Genomic DNA, 16,752 nt, shown 5'->3' with positions numbered 1-16,752 from the left:
GTCCGAGACGGGACTGTGGAGATCGCCGGCAGCGGCGGCAGGATCGTTGTCGCGGGCGAGGTGGCCGGAGCGGCCACCGTCGGCGGCCCGGCAGCCGACCCGCCTGCCGGCCCCGGCGGGCGCCGCTGCCCCGCCGCGTTGAGGGTGCGGGTCCGCCGGTCCTGGACGGTGTCGAAGCCGGCGGCGATGACCGTCACCCGCACCTCGTCCCCGAGTGCGTCGTCGATGACCGCACCGAAGATGATGTTCGCTTCCGGGTGGGCCGCGTCGGCGACCAGTTCGGCGGCCGCGTTGATCTCGAACAGGCCGAGGTCCGACCCACCCGAGATGTTGAGCAGCACCCCCTGAGCCCCGTCCATACTCGCCTCGAGCAGGGGGGACGCGATGGCCTGTTCGGCGGCGACGGTGGCCCGGTCGTCGCCGCGGGCCCGTCCGATGCCCATCAGGGCACTGCCGGCATGGGACATGACCGTCTTGACGTCGGCGAAGTCCAGGTTGATCAGGCCGGGCGTGGTGATCAGGTCGGTGATGCCCTGGACACCGGAGAGCAGCACCTGGTCGGCGCTGCGGAAGGCGTCGAGAACGCTGATGTCCCGGTCCGTCATCGCCAGCAGACGGTCGTTCGGGATGACGATGAGGGTGTCGACCTCATTACGCAAAGTGTCGATACCGGTGTCGGCCTGGGTGGCCCGGCGCCGACCCTCGAAGGTGAACGGCCGGGTGACCACACCGATGGTGAGTGCTCCGAGGGAGCGGGCGACGTTCGCGACGACCGGCGCACCGCCGGTACCCGTGCCACCACCCTCACCCGCGGTGACGAAGACCATGTCGGCCCCCTTGAGGACCTCCTCGATCTCCTCCCGGTGATCCTCGGCAGCCTGGCGGCCGACCTCGGGGTCGGCTCCGGCGCCGAGGCCTCGGGTGAGCTCACGGCCGACATCGAGTTTCACGTCGGCGTCGCTCATGAGCAGGGCCTGGGCATCGGTGTTGATGGCGATGAACTCGACGCCCTTGAGACCGACTTCGATCATCCGGTTGACGGCGTTGACGCCACCACCACCGATCCCGACGACCTTGATGACCGCGAGATAGTTCTGTGGGGCAGCCATGCGGTGTCGGTCCTCCAGCGGCGTCGGTGGTCGGACGGGGGTTACCCCGCCCCTGCGCCGCCGCGGGAAGGCGGAGCCGCGCGGCGAGCGAGGAAAGCAGTCGAAGCCTCAACCTTCACCGTCAGCTAGACGGTTACAGTTATGTCAACTTCCGACTGTGGATCGGACAGTAGGCACGGCTTCGGCGGTGGTCAAGGACGCTGTCGGCGCGTCACGACTTTCCCCGCATGGTGGCTTCGCCACCATGCGGGGACCCCCGCCCCGGAAGGAGTCTGTGGTAACCGTGACTCGCCTCCGGCGACCTTCCCGGCGCAGCCGACGAGGGCTTCGTCTCAATGTACGGACCCCGATCAATGTACGGATCCCGACGCCTGGCCGTGCCACGGATCAAGAGACCTCACCACCACCGGGGCCGATGATGGTGTACTGCCTCCCGTGACCGGTCAGCGCACCCAGCACGTCCATTTCCTCGGCATCGGAGGCAGCGGCCTGTCTCCGCTGGCCCAGATCCATCTCGCGGGCGGCGGGACGGTGAGCGGCAGTGACTCCGAAGACTCGCCCCGGGTGGCGACCCTACGCGCACGGGGGGTACCGATCCGGATCGGGGCCACGCCCGGTCCGGCCGCCTTCGCCGCCGAGCTCGCCGGTGCGGATGTCGTGGTCGCGTCCAGCGCGCTGCCCGACGACCATCCGGAGATCGTCGCCGCCCGCGCGCTCGGTCTGCCCGTGCGCCGCCGTTCGGAATGGCTACCGGAGCTCACCGCCGGCTACCGGCTGGTCGCCGTCGCCGGTTCGCACGGCAAGTCGACCACCTCGGCTATGCTCACCCTGGTCCTGCGTGCCGCCGGGCTGGATCCCACGGCGGTCATCGGCGCGGAGGTGTCACAGCTGGGAGGAAACGCGCTGGCCGGCTCCGGCGACGTCTTCGTCCTGGAGTCCGACGAGTACGGCGGCGCCTTCGCGGGCCTCGACCCGAGCATCGCCGTCATCACCAACGTCGAGTGGGAGCACCCCGACGTCTTCCCTGACGAGGCATCGGTCCGGACGGCCTTCGCCGCGTTCGCCGGACGGGTCCGACCGGGTGGACGACTGGTCGTCTGCGGGGATCATCCCGGGGTGGTCGCCGTCCTCACCGAGCTGGGTCGCCAGCAGCCCGGCAATGACGTCGCGGTGAATGATGTCGCGGTGATCGACTACGGCTTCGGTGCCGAACGCCACTGGCGCGCCGTCGACGTCGTCACCACCGCGGGGGACGACATGACCAGGGCGACCGTCCTGCGGGCCGGTCAGGAGATCGGTGCGCTGACCCTGACGGTACCCGGCCGGCACTCGGTGCTGAACGCGCTCGCGGTCCTCGCCACCGCCACCGAGCTGGGAGTCGCTCCCACCCAGACCCTCACCACCCTGACGACCTTCACCGGCGCGGCCCGACGGTTCGAGTTCGTGGGCTTCTGGAACGGCCCCGCCGACAGCACCGGCGTCGGACCCGCCGGAGGTCCGGGCAGCCTGGAGGTGATCGACGACTACGCGCATCATCCGACGGAGGTCCGTCTGACGCTCGCCGCAGCCCGTTCGCGGGCTCGGGGACGGCAGATCTGGACGGTACTCCAGCCACATACGTTCAGTCGGTTCGCCGCGCTACTGGACGACTTCGCGGCCGCGTTCAGCGACGCCGACCGGGTGTACGTCACCGACATCTATGCCGCCCGCGAGACCGACGACCTCGGTCTGCATGCCGTCGACCTAGTCAAGCGGGTGAGCGAGCCGGCGGCGACGTACTACGTGTCCTGGCCCGAGCTCGTCGAACGACTCGCCACGGACGTCCGCGCAGCCCTGAGCGACGAGGCGTCGCGGGGGATCCTGCTGCTCACGCTCGGAGCGGGAACGATCACCACGGTCAGTCCCCGGCTGCTGGCCGCCCTGGGCTTCGCGGCGGCCGGTTGACCCCCTCCCTCCGGCGGGGATTCCCACCCGCCTGGCCGGCCAACGCCGCGACGGGTACTCCCCCACGGCCGTCCGAACGGCGGTGGGGTACCGCGGTGGGGTACCGTCGAAAACAAGAAGGGCTTCAATTCTCTCGTACAAAGAAGTGCCATCCGATGCCCGTGAGGCGGCGTCTCCTCCCCGGCGTGAAAGCGGCGCCGCGCCGCGGACCCGTAACGCCGACGCGACGTCCCGGGCGATGATCCTGCCGGCTGTTGCCCGGCGTCGATGGTTGACTGCCGCAACACGCCCCGCCGGCATGGCCGGCGGCGATCAGGTGAGGATCGAGACGATGGCCGACACGCAGGACCCGCGCAGACCTGGCTTCGACGTCAGGGCGGTCAATCAGACCGTGATCGCCGAGTACCGGGCGACTGGCGGCGCGTTGGAGAAGACGCTGCCCGGTTCCAGGCTGGTGCTCGTGACGACGACCGGGCGGCGCAGCGGGAAGGAGCACACCACCCCGCTGGGGTACGTCATGGACGGCGGTCCCGGCCGCATCGTCGTCTTCGCGTCCAACATAGCCGCCCCGCGGCATCCGGACTGGTACCAGAACCTGACGGCCGAGCCGAAGGTCGTGGTGGAGCTCGGCACCGACCGGTTCGAGGCCGAGGCGTCGACCGCCACCGGAGACGAGCGGCAGCGCCTCTACGAGGCACTGGTCGAGACGATGCCGGGGATCCGCGGCCACCAGGAGCAGGTGGAACGGGAGATCCCGGTGGTCGTGCTGGTCACGCTGTGATAACCGGCCAGTGTTGGACACCCCCCTGGCTGTCCAACGACCGGGGACGGCGGAGCGCTCAGAGAGCCGCGTGCCGCGGGCGGGATCGCCGCCGGGTGGCGGCGGCGTCCCGGATCATGGCGACGATCGCGGCGGCGGCCTGGGGATGGCCGCTGCCGGCGCAGGCGGCCGACATCTTCGCCAGCCGTTCGGCGGAGATGAGCACCGGCAGCGCGTTCTCGAGCAGCCAGGACACGCTGAGCTCGGCGTCGTCGACGAGGAGACCACCGCCGGCCTCCACCGTCGGCAGCGCGTTGCGGCGCTGCTCACCGTTGCCGTGCGGCAGGGGGACGTACACCGCCGGGAGCCCCACCGCGGCGAGTTCCGCGCACGTCATCGCGCCCGACCGGCACAGGGTCATGTCGGCCGCGGCATAGGCCGAGGGGATGTGATCGAGGTACGGCCGCAGCTCGTATGGCGTGGGCAGGTCGAGGGGCAGCGCCGCGGCGACCTCGTCGAAGTTCTTCGGTCCGGTCGCGTGCAGCACCTGGATCCCGGCGGCGGCAAGGGGATGCGCCGCCGCCGCCATCACCTGGTTGAGCGAGCGGGCGCCCTGCGAACCGCCGAAGACGAGCAGGGTCGGCCGGTGCGGGTCGAGCCCGTAGCGCGCCCGGGCGGCCCGCATCGCGGCCGGGGAACGGTCGAGGGTGAGGATCTCTCCCCGCAGCGGGATCCCGGTGAGCGTCGCGCCGCGCAGGGGCGTGCTCGGGTAGGACGTGGCGACGAACGGGGTGAGCCTGGCGCCGAGCCGGTTGGCCAGTCCCGGCAGCGGGTTCGCCTCGTGCACCACGATCGGGATGCCGCGGCGCCGGGCGGCGAGGTACGCGGGCGCGGACACGTATCCACCGAACCCCACGACCACGTCCGCCCGAACCAGGTCGAGGGTCTCCCCCGCCTGACAGATCGCGTCGAAGAACCGGGCGGGCAGCTTGAACACGGCCGGGGTGGGGCGGCGCGGCATCGGGACCTTCGGCACCGTCGCCAACTCATGGCCCTGGGCGGGCACCAGGCGCGCCTCCAGACCGGTCGCGGTGCCGAGCAGGGTCAGCCGTACCCAGGAGTCAGTCGCCCGCAGCGCGTCCGCGACGGCGAGTGCGGGTTCCACGTGGCCGGCTGTCCCGCCGCCGGCGAGCACTACGCTTCGCAACATCGGTCAAGACGATGACACATCACGCCGTCTCCCGGGCAGCCCGGCCCCGGTTACCCGGGCCCGCACACGGGATGATATGCGCCCCGACGAACGCCCCGACCCGGACTCCGGCACCGGGCCCACCGGACCCGACCGCGCGCCGTCGACCGGTACGAGGCCGAGGTCCGGTCGGTGGCCCCGGCGGCCGGGCGGCCGCCTCTCCTCCCGCGGTATCACCCCGGTGACATCGGCGCGCCGCTCCCGGCGGCGCCGCCAGCGCTGGCGGCGCCGGCCGGACGCGGCGAGACGCGCGGCGTGGCGTTCCTCGGCCCGTCGGGACAAGAATTCGGCCGCGGCCGGCTCGGACCGGGCAAAGGAGAGCAGCATGCCGAGGGCCGCGAGGGTCGGCAGCAACGCGGAGCCACCGAACGACACCAGCGGAAGGGTGACGCCGGTAATCGGCAGCAGACCCACGACCGCACCTATGTTGACCACCGCCTGGACGAGGATCCAGGCGGTGACCCCCGCGGCGGCGAGCCGGACGAACAGCTCGTCACAACGGTGCGCAATCCGCAGGCCCGCGTATCCCAGCACGCCGAACAGGCCCACCACCACCAGGCTGCCGACCAGCCCGAGTTCCTCGCCGATGATCGCGAGGATGAAGTCGGTGTGCACCGCGGGCAGTAACTGCGGCCACTTCTCCCGGGATGCGCCGAGGCCCTCCCCCCACCAGCCGCCGGTCGACAGGGCATAGATGCCCTGTACGGCCTGGAAGCCGTCGCCGTGCGCGTCGGCGAACGGATCGGTGAACGACAGCAGGCGCCGGATGCGGTAGGGCTCGACCACGGCGAGGACCGACGCCGCCGCGACCATCGATCCCAGGATCCCGGTGTAGAGGCGCATCGGGGTACCGATCACCCACAGCACGGTCAACGGCACGACGGTCACGCAGATCGCCCCGCCGAGATCCGGTTCCAGCAGCAGCAGCAGGTCGATGAACAGGAACACCGGGACCAGCGGGACGAGCAGGTGTTTGGGGTCGGACAGCAGCCGCCGTTTGCGGACCAGCAGATCCGAGCACCACAGCACAAGGGCGATCTTCGCCAACTCGCTGGGCTGGATCGTGATCGGCCCGACGACGATCCACTGGCGGGCGCCACCACGCACGCTGCCGATACCCGGGATGAGCACCGCCATCAGCATCAGCACGGTCCCGAGCAACAACGGGTAGGCAAAGGCGCGGAAGACCCGCACGGGCAGCCGGGAGGCGACGGCGACCACCGGCAGACCGATCGCGACCCAGATCACCTGCCGGATGAACAGCGTGTAGGAGGAGCCGAAGTCGGCGTAGGAGCGCACGCTCGACGCCGACAGGACCATGACCAGGCCGAGCACCAGCAGCAGAGCGGCCGAGGACAGCAGCAGGTAGTAGGACGCCAACGGCCGGTCGAGCAGCGGCAGCCGTGCTTCGGCCCCGTCCGCCGCGCCGGTTCCCCCGACGCCGGCGGAGTCGGGCTCGGCCGCGGAGCCTGTTCGCACGGCTTTGGGCCCTCGCGCCGCCCGCGCGGGCCGCGCCGACGTCCCGGTGGACGGCGGCGACGACGCTCCCGACCCCGCCACGGTTACCCCTCTCGTGCGCGGACCGCCGCCGCGAACAGATCTCCGCGCGCCGCGTAGTCCCGGAACATGTCCATCGAGGCCGCGGCCGGCGCCAAGAGCACAGTGTCACCGGTGGTCGCGAACGCCGCCGCAGCCTTCACCGCATCGTCCATGCCGTCAGCCCGTTCCACGGGGACATCGGGGGCGTGTCGGGCGAGAGCGGCGGCGATCTCATCGGCGCAGCACCCGATGAGGACCGCGGCGCGCAGCACCCGGCGCGCGTCGCGGACGAGATCGTCGAAGGCGAGGCCCTTGTTGAGGCCGCCCGCGATCCACACCACCGAGGGGTAGCCGGCCAGCGACGCGGCGGCGGCGTGTGGGTTCGTCGCCTTGCTGTCATCCACCCAGCGGACCCCGTCGATGACGGCCACCTCGGCGTTGCGGTGGGCGCCGGGCCGGAAAGCGACGAGCGCCGCGCCGATCGCGGCCGGGCCAACGCCCTCGGCGCGGGCAAGCGCGGCGGCGGCCAGCGCATTGGAGATCATGTGCGGACTGGTCAGCACGAGGTCACGGACGGCGACCAGCCGCCCGCCGTCGAAGGCGTCGTCGACGAGATGGCCGTCGACGACGGTCAGGCCGGGCCGCGGCCGGGCCGCCGGGTCGAGACCGAACAGGACCCGCCGCCCCGGAGCGGCGGCGAGCAGGTCCGCGCTGGTTGCGTCGTCGGCGTTGCCGATCGCGATCGTCCCTGGACTACGCCAGATCCCCGCCTTCGCTGCCGCATAGGCCGCCGCGCCCCCGTGCCAGTCGAGATGGTCGGGGGCGACGTTGAGCACGGCCGCGGCGAGGGGGGCCATGGTGTGGGTGTAATGGAGCTGGAAGCTGGACAGTTCCACCGCGAGGGTCTCGTAGGGCGGCTCGGCTGCGACCGCGTCCACAATCGGGGTCCCGATGTTCCCGGCGGTGGTGGATCGCCGGCCCCCGGCGGCGAGCATCGCGCCGAGCATCTCGGTGGTCGTCGTCTTGCCGTTCGTTCCCGTGACGGCGAGCCACCGGCTCCCACCCCGCCACCGCCAGGCAAGCTCCACCTCCCCCCAGACCGGGATCCCGGCGCCGGCCGCCCCGGTGATCAGCGGGGCCGTCGGCGGGACGCCGGGCGAGGTGACCACGAGCGCGCTGTCCCCGGGGCCGGCCGGCAGGCCGCCGAGGTTCACCTCGGCCCCGAGCGCCCGCAGCGTCGCGGCCGCACCCTGGTGACGTGGGGAGTCGCCGGCGTCGACGACCCGGACCCGCGCACCGCGGGCAAGCAGCGCCCGGGCCGCGGCGAGCCCGGAGACCCCGATCCCGACGACCAGCACGGGCAGACCCGCCCAGGAGATCGAGGCCGTGAGGTCGCCCGGGCCCTGACCGTCGCCCGTCATGGCGTCAGCCACCTCCGTGGGAGAGGAACTCCGCGTAGAACAGGCCCAGGCCGAAGGCCACCGCGAGTCCCGAGACGATCCAGAATCGGATGATCACCGTCGTCTCGGGCCATTCGGCGAGCTCGAAATGGTGATGGATCGGCGCCATGTTGAACACGCGTTTCTTCGTCGCCTTGAAGAAGGCGACCTGGATCATCACGGACAGGGTCTCGATGACGAACAGGCCGCCGAGGACGACGAGAAGCAGCTCGGTCCGGCTGACAATCGCGATACTGGCGAAGGCACCGCCCAGCGCGAGCGACCCGGTGTCCCCCATGAAGATCTTCGCCGGGCTGGCGTTCCACCACAGGAACCCGAAACAGGCCCCCATCGCAGCCGCCGCGACCAGCGCGACGTCGAGGGGATCACGCACGAGGTAACAGCCCGCCTCGGCCGCGTGCGGCTCGCACAGGTTGCCGAACTGCCAGAAGGAGATGATGACGTACGCGCCGAACACCATTGCCGAGGTGCCGGCCGCGAGGCCGTCGAGGCCGTCGGTGAGGTTCACCGCGTTAGAGGTCGCGGCGATGATGATCCAGGCCAGCAGGGGAAAGGCGATGATGCCGACGGAGAGGCTCGTGTCCCGCACGATCGAGATGTACGTCGAGCCGGGGAGCAGCCCGGCGTCGTTCTTGAACCGGACGGCCAGCAGGCCGAAGACGATCGCGACCGCGGCCTGCCCGGTGAACTTCATCCGGGCGGTGAGCCCGAGGCTGCGCTGCTTGCGGATCTTGATGTAGTCGTCCAGAAAGCCGACCAGGCCAAGCCCGGTCATCACCATCAGCACAAGCAGACCCGACGCGGTGAACCCGATGCCGGTCACCAGGTGGGCCAGGAAGTACCCGGCCAGGGCAGCGACAATGATGACAGTGCCCCCCATCGTGGGGGTGCCCCGCTTGGTCAGGTGGCTGGACGGCCCGTCCTCGCGGATCTCCTGGCCATATCCCTGCCGGCGGAAGAGCCGGATCACCCAGGGTGTGCCCAGCAACGACACGACCAACGCGACCATGGCCGCGATAAGAACGCCTCTCACGCGTGCGTCACCCGCGCGGGTCCGCGTGTGTGCAGCCAGCCGTCCGCCGTCATGTCCCCTCGATCCCGGCGCCGAGGACGCCGAATCTGGTCACCAACGCCTCGGCGACGCGCTCCAGCCCGAAGGACCGGCTGGCCTTGACCAATACCACGTCGTCCGGTCCGGCCTGCGCGGCCACCAGGGCCACCGCCTCCTCGGTGTCGGCCACCTCCACCGACTCCCCGTCCCAGGAGCCTTCCAGCGAGGCGCCCAGGTGGATATGGCGGGCCGCCGGACCCACCGCGATCAGTCGATCGACCCCGAGGCGGACCGCGAACCGGCCGAGCACGTCGTGCTCGGCGGCGGCGGCGTCACCGAGTTCCCCCATCGGACCGAGCACCGCGAACGCCCGGCCCTTCCCCCGCATGTCCACCAACGCCTTCAGCGCCGCCCGCATCGACTCCGGGTTCGCGTTGTAGGCGTCGTTGACGACCACCACCCCGGCCGCGGTGGAGGTCACCTCCATCCGCCACCGGCTGCGCGGGCGGGCGACGGACAGCGCCGCGGCGACCCGGTCCGGGGACAGCCCCAGCCGGATCGCGACGGCCGCCGCGGCCAACGCGTTCGGCACCTGGTGCGCGCCGACGAGCCCGAGGGTCACCCGATGGTGCTCGCCGTGCGCCAGCAGGTCGAACGAGGCGCGGCCCAGCCGGTCGACATCGACGGCACCGGCCCGCACGTCGGCCCGTCCACCCTCCCCGAAAGTGATCACTTCGGCCGTCGTCCGAACCGCCATCGCCGCGACCAGCGGGTCATCGGCGTTGAGCACGACGGCCTCGCTCGCGGCCTCGGCAAGCTCGCCCTTGGCCGCGGCGATCCCCAGCCTGCCGTCGGCGTACTCGCCCAGGTGGGCACTGCCGACGTTGAGGACCACCCCCACCGCCGGGCGGGCTACCGCGCAGAGGGTGGCGATGTGCCCCGGACCGCGGGCACCCATCTCCAGGACGACGAACGCCGTGTCCGGCTCGGTACGCAGCAGCGTCAGCGGCAGTCCGATCTCGTTGTTGAAGGAGCCGGGCGCGGCCACCGTCGGGGCGAGCCCGCCCAGCACGTCGGCGAGCAGGTCCTTGGTCGTCGTCTTGCCCGCCGACCCGGTCACGGCGACCACGGTGGCGGCGGCCAGATCACGGACGTATGCGGCGAGCGCGGCGAGCGCCGAAGGCGGATCGGGAACGATGACGGCCGGCTCGCCCACCGAGCGGGCGGCGAGCACAGCGGACGCGCCGGCGGCGACGGCGGCGGCGGCGAAGTCGTGCCCGTCGACTCGGCTGCCGGCCAGGGCGACGAACAAGGCGCCGTCGCGGACCTCGCGGGAGTCGACGACGACCGAACGCACCGTGACGCCCGGGTCGGGCACCGCGTCGAGCCGGCCGCCGGTCGCCGACGCGACCTCGGCCAGGGTCAGCGGGATCATCTCCCCTCCACCGAGGAGAGCGCGGCGCGCAGGACGACCCGATCGTCGAAGGGGGTCACCACCCCCGCCTGTTCCTGGCCCGACTCATGACCCTTGCCGGCGACAACGACGGCGTCCTGAGGTCCGGCCTCGGCCACGGCGGCCGCGATGGCCGCGGCGCGGTCCGGTTCGACCAAGACCGTGGCCGAGGCCGACAGCGCCGTGACCCCGGCGAGCATCTGGGCGAGGATCTCCGCCGGATCCTCCGAGCGCGGATTGTCGTTCGTGAGGATCGCGACGTCGGCGAGTGTCGCCGCGGTGGCCCCCATCAGCGGGCGCTTGCCGCGGTCGCGGTCGCCACCGCAGCCGAGCACGACGATGACCCTGCCCTTCACCAGCGGGCGAACCGTCTCGAGCAGCGTCGTGACCGCGTCCGGGGTGTGCGCGAAGTCGACCAGGGCCAGGAACGGCTGGCCGGCGTCGACCCGCTCCATCCGGCCGGGCACCCCGGGCAGGGAGCCGATCCCCGCCACCGCCGTGGCCGGGGGGACCCCGATGGCGACGAGCAACGCCAGCGCGCCGAGCGCGTTGGCGACGTTAAAGGCGCCGGGCAGCGGCACGGACAGATCCACCCGCAGCCCGTCCGGACCCTCGGCGCGCAGCAGTGTGCCGGTCGGCCCGTAGGAAACGTCCCGGGCCGTCCAGTCGGCCGGCCCCTCGACGGCGAACGTGATCGCGCCGGGATGCCGTTCGGCGAGCCGGCGGCCCCACCGGTCCGCCACGCCGATCACCGCGACGGCGGTCCGGGCCGGGTCGAACAGGGACGCCTTCGCCGCGAAGTAGTCCTCCATGGAGGAGTGGAAGTCCAGATGGTCCTGGCTGAGGTTGGTGAACACGGCCCCGGCGAAGTGCAGGGCGTCGGCCCGGTGCAGGGCCAGCGCGTGGCTGGACACCTCCATCGTGGCAGCCCCCACGCCACGCTCGACCATCGTGGCGAGCAGGGCCTGCAGGTCGCTCGCCTCCGGGGTGGTGCGGGCGGAGGCCAGCCGTTCGTCGGCGATCCGGGTCTCGATCGTGCCGATCAGGCCCGTGGTGTGGCCGGCGGCGCGCAGCCCGGCGTCGAGCAGGAAGGCCGTGGTCGTCTTCCCGTTGGTGCCGGTGACGCCGAGCAGGCGCAGCGCCGCAGAGGGATCACCGTAGATCCTCGCCGCCACCGGGGCGAGGTCACGCCGTGGATCGTCGCTGACAAGCACCGGGACTTCCCCGGGGGGGCCGGGCGGCATGGCCGCGATCCGGCGGGCGCCCTCGGCGTCGGTGAGCACGGCGACGGCGCCGCCGGCCACCGCGGCGGCCGCGAAGGCCGCACCGTGCGTGTGGGCACCGGGCAGTGCCGCGTGGAGGTCGCCCGGCCGGACCGCATGCGAGTCGTGGGTGACGCCATGCACGATCACGTCCGTGTCCGCATGCGTGTCCGACGGCGAATGTCCCGCACCCGCGAACGCCGCCGGCTCCGGGACGGGCGCCACGGCCGCGAGCACCGCGCGCAGATCGGCGAGGCTGCACGCGGGCGGGGCAGCCGGTCGAGGTGCCGGAGAGGTCACGGTCACGACCTTAGTGGGGGCGGGCACGGCCATCCCCACGGGCGCCCGGGCACGGCGGTGGTCCAGCCGACCTTCCCCGCCCACCACGTCCCGGCGCGGATCGCGATCATCTGTCCAGGTCGAGCAGGAGCGGTGCGGGCCTGGTGATCGGCTGTGGCACGCCGAGGGTGGTCAACGCGAAGGACATGACACGTTGGAACACGGGCGCGGCGACCTGACCGCCGAAGTAACCCTTCTTCGGGTTGTCCAGGACGATCTCCACCACCACCCGCGGATCATCCGCCGGGGCGAACCCGATGAACGAGGGAACGTAGCCCTGGTAACCGCCGTGCACCGGGTCGGGCCGTTTGGCGGTGCCCGTCTTGCCGGCCACCCGGTAACCGGGAACCTCGGCAAGCGGCGCTGTGCCCTCGTTCGTCGCCACCGCCTCGAGCATCCGGGTGAGCGTGGCCGCGGTCTGCGCGCTGACGACGCGCTGACCAGGCGGTTGGGGAGTCACCTTGACGACGCCGTCCGGACCGGTGATGGCGTCGACAAGCCGCGGGGTCACGCGAACACCGCCGTTCGCGATAGTCGCGTACACCGAGGCCATCTGGAGCGCCGTCGCCGACATGCCCTGCCCGTAGGAAATGGTGGCGGCCTGGCTGCCCGACCAGTCCCGGGCTGCCGGCAGCAGGCCGGCGCCCTCGCCGGGGAAGTTCAGACCCGTGCGGGCACCGAGCCCGAACGAGCGCAGCGCCTGCTCCAGCCCGGTCCGCCCGACCCGCTCGGAGATCTCCACGGTGCCGATGTTGCTGGAGCGGGCCAGGACGCCGGCGGCGGTGAGATGTTCGACGCCGTGCGGCTCGGAGTCCTCGATGCGTACCCCACCCCGGGTGATGAACGGCGGGATGGTCATCGGGGTCTCGGAGGTGATCAGACCGCGGTCCAGCGCCGCGGCCATCGTGATCACTTTGTTGACGCTGCCGGGCTCGTAGGCGTCCCGCGTGGACCGATTGCCCAGCGCCGGGGTGTCCCGGGCGGTGATGTTGTTCGGGTCGAACTGCGGCGCGTCGGCCATCGCGAGGATGTCCCCGGTGCGGGGGTCCATCACGACGGCCGTGCCGCCGTCGGCCTCGGAGGTACGGACCGCGTCGGCGATCGCGTTCTGGGCGTTCCACTGGATGTCCCGTTCGAGGGTCAGGCGCAGCGAAGAACCCGGGATCGGGTCCTTCTCGCGGCTCTGGCCCGAGGGGATCTCGATGCCCGCCGGGTTCGCCTCCAGTCGGCGAAGGCCGTCGGTACCGCGCAGCACCTCGTCATACGCCAGCTCCAGCCCGCCGCCGCCCTCGAGGATGTCACCATCGCCGTGCCGCATGAACCCGATGACGTTCGCGGCCAGTTCCCGGGACGGGTAGGTGCGTCCGCGTTCCTCGGTGATGCCGATACCGCGCAGCCCCAGGGCGCTGACCTTCTCCGCCACGTCCGGAGTGAGCCCGCGGGCGAGGTAGACGAACTTGATGTGCTCGGCCGGGTCGGTGGTAAGCCGTCTGCGCAACGCCTCGGTGCTGTCGTCGAGGACCGGCGCGAGCTTCGCGGCCGTCCCCGCGATGTCCCTGACGTTCGTCGGGTTCGCGTAGACGGCCCGCAGCTCGACATACTGCGCGAGCGTGTGGCCCGCCCGGTCGGTGATGGCGCCACGCGCCGCGGGCAGCACGATGGTCCGCAGCCGCTGGGCCTCGGCCTGGGCCGCGTAGGTGGAGGCGGAGAAACCCTGCAGCTGGGTCAGGCGCAGCCCGAGGACACTGAGGACCGCGCACATGAGCACGATGGACACCCGCAGCCGCCGACGCGGGCTGCCCAGCCGGTAGGCGCGACGAGCCGGGGGGTGCCGCGGCCGGCTGACCCGACCGGGACGCCAGGGCACCGAGCCCGGCCGGCCCACATACCGGCCGCCCGGATACCGGCCGTCGTGCTCCTCGTCGCCGTACTCGTCCGCACCGGGCCCGTCGCCGACCGCCCGACCCGGGTCGTCGACATCCCTCCGCAACCGACCGCCATACACTGAAGGTGGCGGTGGAGGAACAAGGCGTAGCCGTCCGCGGCCGCGCTGAGGGGAGCCCGGGGACGTCGAGCTCACTGCCCGGCTCCGGCCTTTCCCGCCGCCCCGATCGCGGCACCACCGGCCGCGGCAGCGTTCGCCCCGGTGGCGGGAAGGTGGGCGTGAGCGGTTCCGCCGGCACCACCCGCCGTCGCGCCGGCCGCTGGCTGACCGTTCTTCCCGGGACCGCCGGTCTTCCCGGGACCGCCGGCCGGGCTCGGGCCGGGCGATGCGGGCACGACGATGATGACGGACCCGCTGCCCGGTTCCCGGGCCAGGGTCCGGGAACCAACGGGCAGCGGAGCGCCCGGCGGAAGGTATTCCGGTATCCCGCCGGGGATCATGCCGTAGCGGGAGGCCTGCGCGGCCAGCGACGCCGGATCGGAGAGCTGGTCGGCATGCACCGACAGCGCCTGTTCCTCGTCGGCCAGGGCGGACGCCCGATTGCGCAGAGTGTTGGCCTGGAACGAGTTCTCCATCAACGCCAGGTTCAGCAGCAGCAGGCAGAGCAGACCAGCGCCCAGCAGGACCAGCAGCAACACGACGAAGGGACCCTTGCGGCCCCCGTCCGGCGCCGGCCGGACCACCGCGAGCCGCGCCCGGCTCGACGCCCGGCGCGGCTGCGGGCCGATGGCCGGAGCGGTCGCGGCGGCCGAGCGGGCCGCGGGCCGCCCCGTCGAGGGGGTCGGGGCGCTTGTCATCCGCCCAGGGCCCCCTTGCCCGGAGCCGGTCCGGGCGGAGGCGGTCCGGGCGGAGGCGGAACCGGAACGCCCGGCGCGGGAGAGCGGCTGCGCGGGAGCGGTCACGATGCACCTCCGGTCGGTTTCCGGGTGTGGTCCGGGTTCGGCGCGGTACGTTCGACGGCACGCAGGCGGACGGAGGCCGCCCGCGGGTTCTCGGCCTTCTCGGTCTCGCTCGCCGGTTCCGCACCTCGGGTCAACCAGCGCAACCTGGGGCCCGCGCCCTCGGGCACCACCGGCAGGTCCGGCGGGACCGAGGCCTCCGCGTAGCCGCGCAGTTGCCGCTTGACCAGTCGGTCCTCAAGCGAGTGGTACGACAGGACGACGAGCCGGCCGGACACGGCCAGCGCGTCGAAGGCCGCGGGCAACGCCCGGGCGAGCACGTCGAGTTCGGCGTTGACCTCGATACGTAACGCCTGGAAAGTACGTTTCGCCGGATTGCCGCCGGTCCGCCGGGCCGGCGCCGGGATGGCGTCACGTACCAGGTCGGCGAGCCGCGCCGAGGTGGCGAACGGGGCGACGGCCCTGGCCTGGACGATCGCACCGGCGATGCGGCGGGCGAAGCGCTCCTCGCCGTATTCCCGCAGGATGCGGGTCAGCGCGTCGGCATCGTAGGTGTTGAGGACGTCGGCGGCAGTCCTGCCCTGTGTCTGGTCCATCCGCATGTCCAGCGGCGCGTCCCGGGAGTAGGCGAACCCACGGTCGTCCGTGTCCAGCTGCAACGACGACACGCCGAGGTCGAACAGGATGCCCTGCACCACCGGATGACCGAGCCGGTCCAGAATCTCGGCCACCTCGTCGTAGACGGCGTGGACGAGCTCCACCCGGCCGGGGGCGAGCCCGTGCAGCCGCTCACCGCTGCGCTCCAGGGCGTCGGGGTCGCGGTCGATCCCCACCAGCCGTACGTGCGGGAAGGCCGTGAGCACAGCCGCGGCATGCCCACCGAGACCCACCGTCGCGTCCACCACGATCGCTCCGGATGCCCGCAGGGCGGGAGCCAACAAAGTCAGTACACGGTCGGTCAGCACAGGCGTATGTGTGGCGTTCAGTGCTGAGCCTCCCTCGACCGCTCGTGGACCTCGTCTTCAGATGTGCTGACGGGCATGGGGGGCTTCGTCGGCGGAAGGCACCGGGCGGCGGGCCCGGGTCGGGTGACCGGGGCCGACCGCCCTCGCGTACGTCCCGGATGCCGGCCGCCGGGGAAGGGACAGCCGGAGGGGACGGTGCGCGTGGCGAGCCCGCGGAGCACCCGGATCCATGAACCCAAGGCAGCTCAGATCACTCCGGGCAGGACCTCCTCGGACAGCTCGGCGAAGCTCTCCTCCTGGCTTTCCAGGTAGGCCTGCCACCGCTGGGCATCCCAGATCTCAATCCGGGTGTTGGCCCCATTGACCACGCAGTCGCGCATCAAGCCCGCGTAGGACCGCAGCGGAGCCGGAACCGTGATCCGCCCCTGCCGGTCCGGCACGTCGTCCGCGGCCGAGGAGAAGAACACCCGGCTGTAGTCACGCAACGCCTTTGCGGTAACCGGAACGGTACGGAGGGACTCGCTGATCCGGGTGAACTCCGCCATCGGAAAGACATACAGGCAGCGTTCCTGCCCCTTGGTGATCACAAGCCCCCCCTCCAACTCGTCGCGGAATTTCGCGGGTAGCGTCAGCCGCCCTTTGTCGTCGAGCCGCGGCGCGTGGCTGCCGAGAAACACCGGCAACCTCCTCGCCACTGCGAGGAAGACAGCGACAGGCTCACCCCGCGACGGCCACCCGTAAGCTGCTGTCCCCCACTGCAGCGCCACTCTACCCCAC

The 16,752-nt window shown here is 72.1% G+C and carries 13 protein-coding genes; 2 read left to right on the top strand and 11 right to left on the bottom strand.

What is annotated here, in order from left to right; translation table 11 throughout:
• A partial coding sequence (gene ftsZ / locus AC08OX_RS07115; protein WP_476607084.1) for a cell division protein FtsZ occupies nucleotides 1-1,109 on the bottom strand: 1,109 nt, incomplete at its 3' end.
• Nucleotides 1,110-1,544: 435 nt separating this feature from the next.
• Between ftsZ and murC the strand changes: the two genes are divergently transcribed.
• Together murC and AC08OX_RS07105 are read left to right on the top strand one after the other, a co-directional pair.
• Entirely contained in the window at nucleotides 1,545-3,053 is a 1,509-nt protein-coding gene (gene murC, locus AC08OX_RS07110; protein WP_476607083.1) for a UDP-N-acetylmuramate--L-alanine ligase, read from the top strand.
• Nucleotides 3,054-3,384: 331 nt separating this feature from the next.
• Nucleotides 3,385-3,834: a nitroreductase family deazaflavin-dependent oxidoreductase gene (locus AC08OX_RS07105; protein ID WP_476607082.1), complete on the top strand. Its 450-nt coding sequence runs from the start codon at nucleotides 3,385-3,387 to the stop codon at nucleotides 3,832-3,834.
• A gap of 58 nt (nucleotides 3,835-3,892) precedes the next feature.
• Here AC08OX_RS07105 and murG read toward each other — a convergent pair whose 3' ends face one another.
• From murG to mraZ, 10 genes are all read right to left on the bottom strand, one after another.
• The gene (gene murG, locus AC08OX_RS07100; RefSeq protein ID WP_476607081.1) at nucleotides 3,893-5,023 is read right to left on the bottom strand and encodes an undecaprenyldiphospho-muramoylpentapeptide beta-N-acetylglucosaminyltransferase; all 1,131 of its coding nucleotides are present in this window, start codon (nucleotides 5,021-5,023) and stop codon (nucleotides 3,893-3,895) included.
• A 3-nt stretch (nucleotides 5,024-5,026) separates the two neighbouring features.
• A complete protein-coding gene (ftsW, locus tag AC08OX_RS07095) occupies nucleotides 5,027-6,622 on the bottom strand; it encodes a putative lipid II flippase FtsW (protein WP_476607080.1) in 1,596 nt (531 codons plus the stop codon).
• A 2-nt stretch (nucleotides 6,623-6,624) separates the two neighbouring features.
• Nucleotides 6,625-8,022, bottom strand: coding sequence for a UDP-N-acetylmuramoyl-L-alanine--D-glutamate ligase (gene murD / locus AC08OX_RS07090; RefSeq protein ID WP_476607079.1), 1,398 nt, complete (start codon nucleotides 8,020-8,022; stop codon nucleotides 6,625-6,627).
• A gap of 4 nt (nucleotides 8,023-8,026) precedes the next feature.
• Nucleotides 8,027-9,094 (bottom strand): phospho-N-acetylmuramoyl-pentapeptide-transferase, encoded by a 1,068-nt coding sequence (gene mraY / locus AC08OX_RS07085; protein ID WP_011435854.1) that lies wholly within the window; start codon nucleotides 9,092-9,094, stop codon nucleotides 8,027-8,029.
• A gap of 49 nt (nucleotides 9,095-9,143) precedes the next feature.
• On the bottom strand, nucleotides 9,144-10,547 hold the full coding sequence (locus AC08OX_RS07080; protein WP_476607078.1) for a UDP-N-acetylmuramoyl-tripeptide--D-alanyl-D-alanine ligase: 1,404 nt from the start codon (nucleotides 10,545-10,547) through the stop codon (nucleotides 9,144-9,146).
• Nucleotides 10,544-12,160 carry a UDP-N-acetylmuramoyl-L-alanyl-D-glutamate--2,6-diaminopimelate ligase gene (locus AC08OX_RS07075; protein ID WP_476607077.1) on the bottom strand — a complete coding sequence of 539 codons (1,617 nt, stop codon included), beginning with the start codon at nucleotides 12,158-12,160 and terminating at the stop codon, nucleotides 10,544-10,546. Before AC08OX_RS07075 ends, AC08OX_RS07080 begins: the two co-directional genes overlap by 4 nt.
• Before the next feature lie 73 nt (nucleotides 12,161-12,233).
• Entirely contained in the window at nucleotides 12,234-14,156 is a 1,923-nt protein-coding gene (locus AC08OX_RS07070; protein WP_476607076.1) for a peptidoglycan D,D-transpeptidase FtsI family protein, read from the bottom strand.
• Nucleotides 14,157-14,242: 86 nt separating this feature from the next.
• Entirely contained in the window at nucleotides 14,243-14,908 is a 666-nt protein-coding gene (gene ftsL / locus AC08OX_RS07065; RefSeq protein ID WP_011435850.1) for a cell division protein FtsL, read from the bottom strand.
• A 101-nt stretch (nucleotides 14,909-15,009) separates the two neighbouring features.
• Nucleotides 15,010-15,996, bottom strand: coding sequence for a 16S rRNA (cytosine(1402)-N(4))-methyltransferase RsmH (rsmH, locus tag AC08OX_RS07060; RefSeq protein ID WP_476607085.1), 987 nt, complete (start codon nucleotides 15,994-15,996; stop codon nucleotides 15,010-15,012).
• A 224-nt stretch (nucleotides 15,997-16,220) separates the two neighbouring features.
• On the bottom strand, nucleotides 16,221-16,652 hold the full coding sequence (gene mraZ, locus AC08OX_RS07055) for a division/cell wall cluster transcriptional repressor MraZ (protein ID WP_011435848.1): 432 nt from the start codon (nucleotides 16,650-16,652) through the stop codon (nucleotides 16,221-16,223).
• Nucleotides 16,653-16,752 lie beyond the last annotated feature (100 nt).

The organism is Frankia sp. CoBUL1, assembly GCF_978021245.1.
The sequence above is the reverse complement of the archived record's forward strand: the minus strand, read 5'-3'. Positions and strand labels throughout refer to the sequence as shown.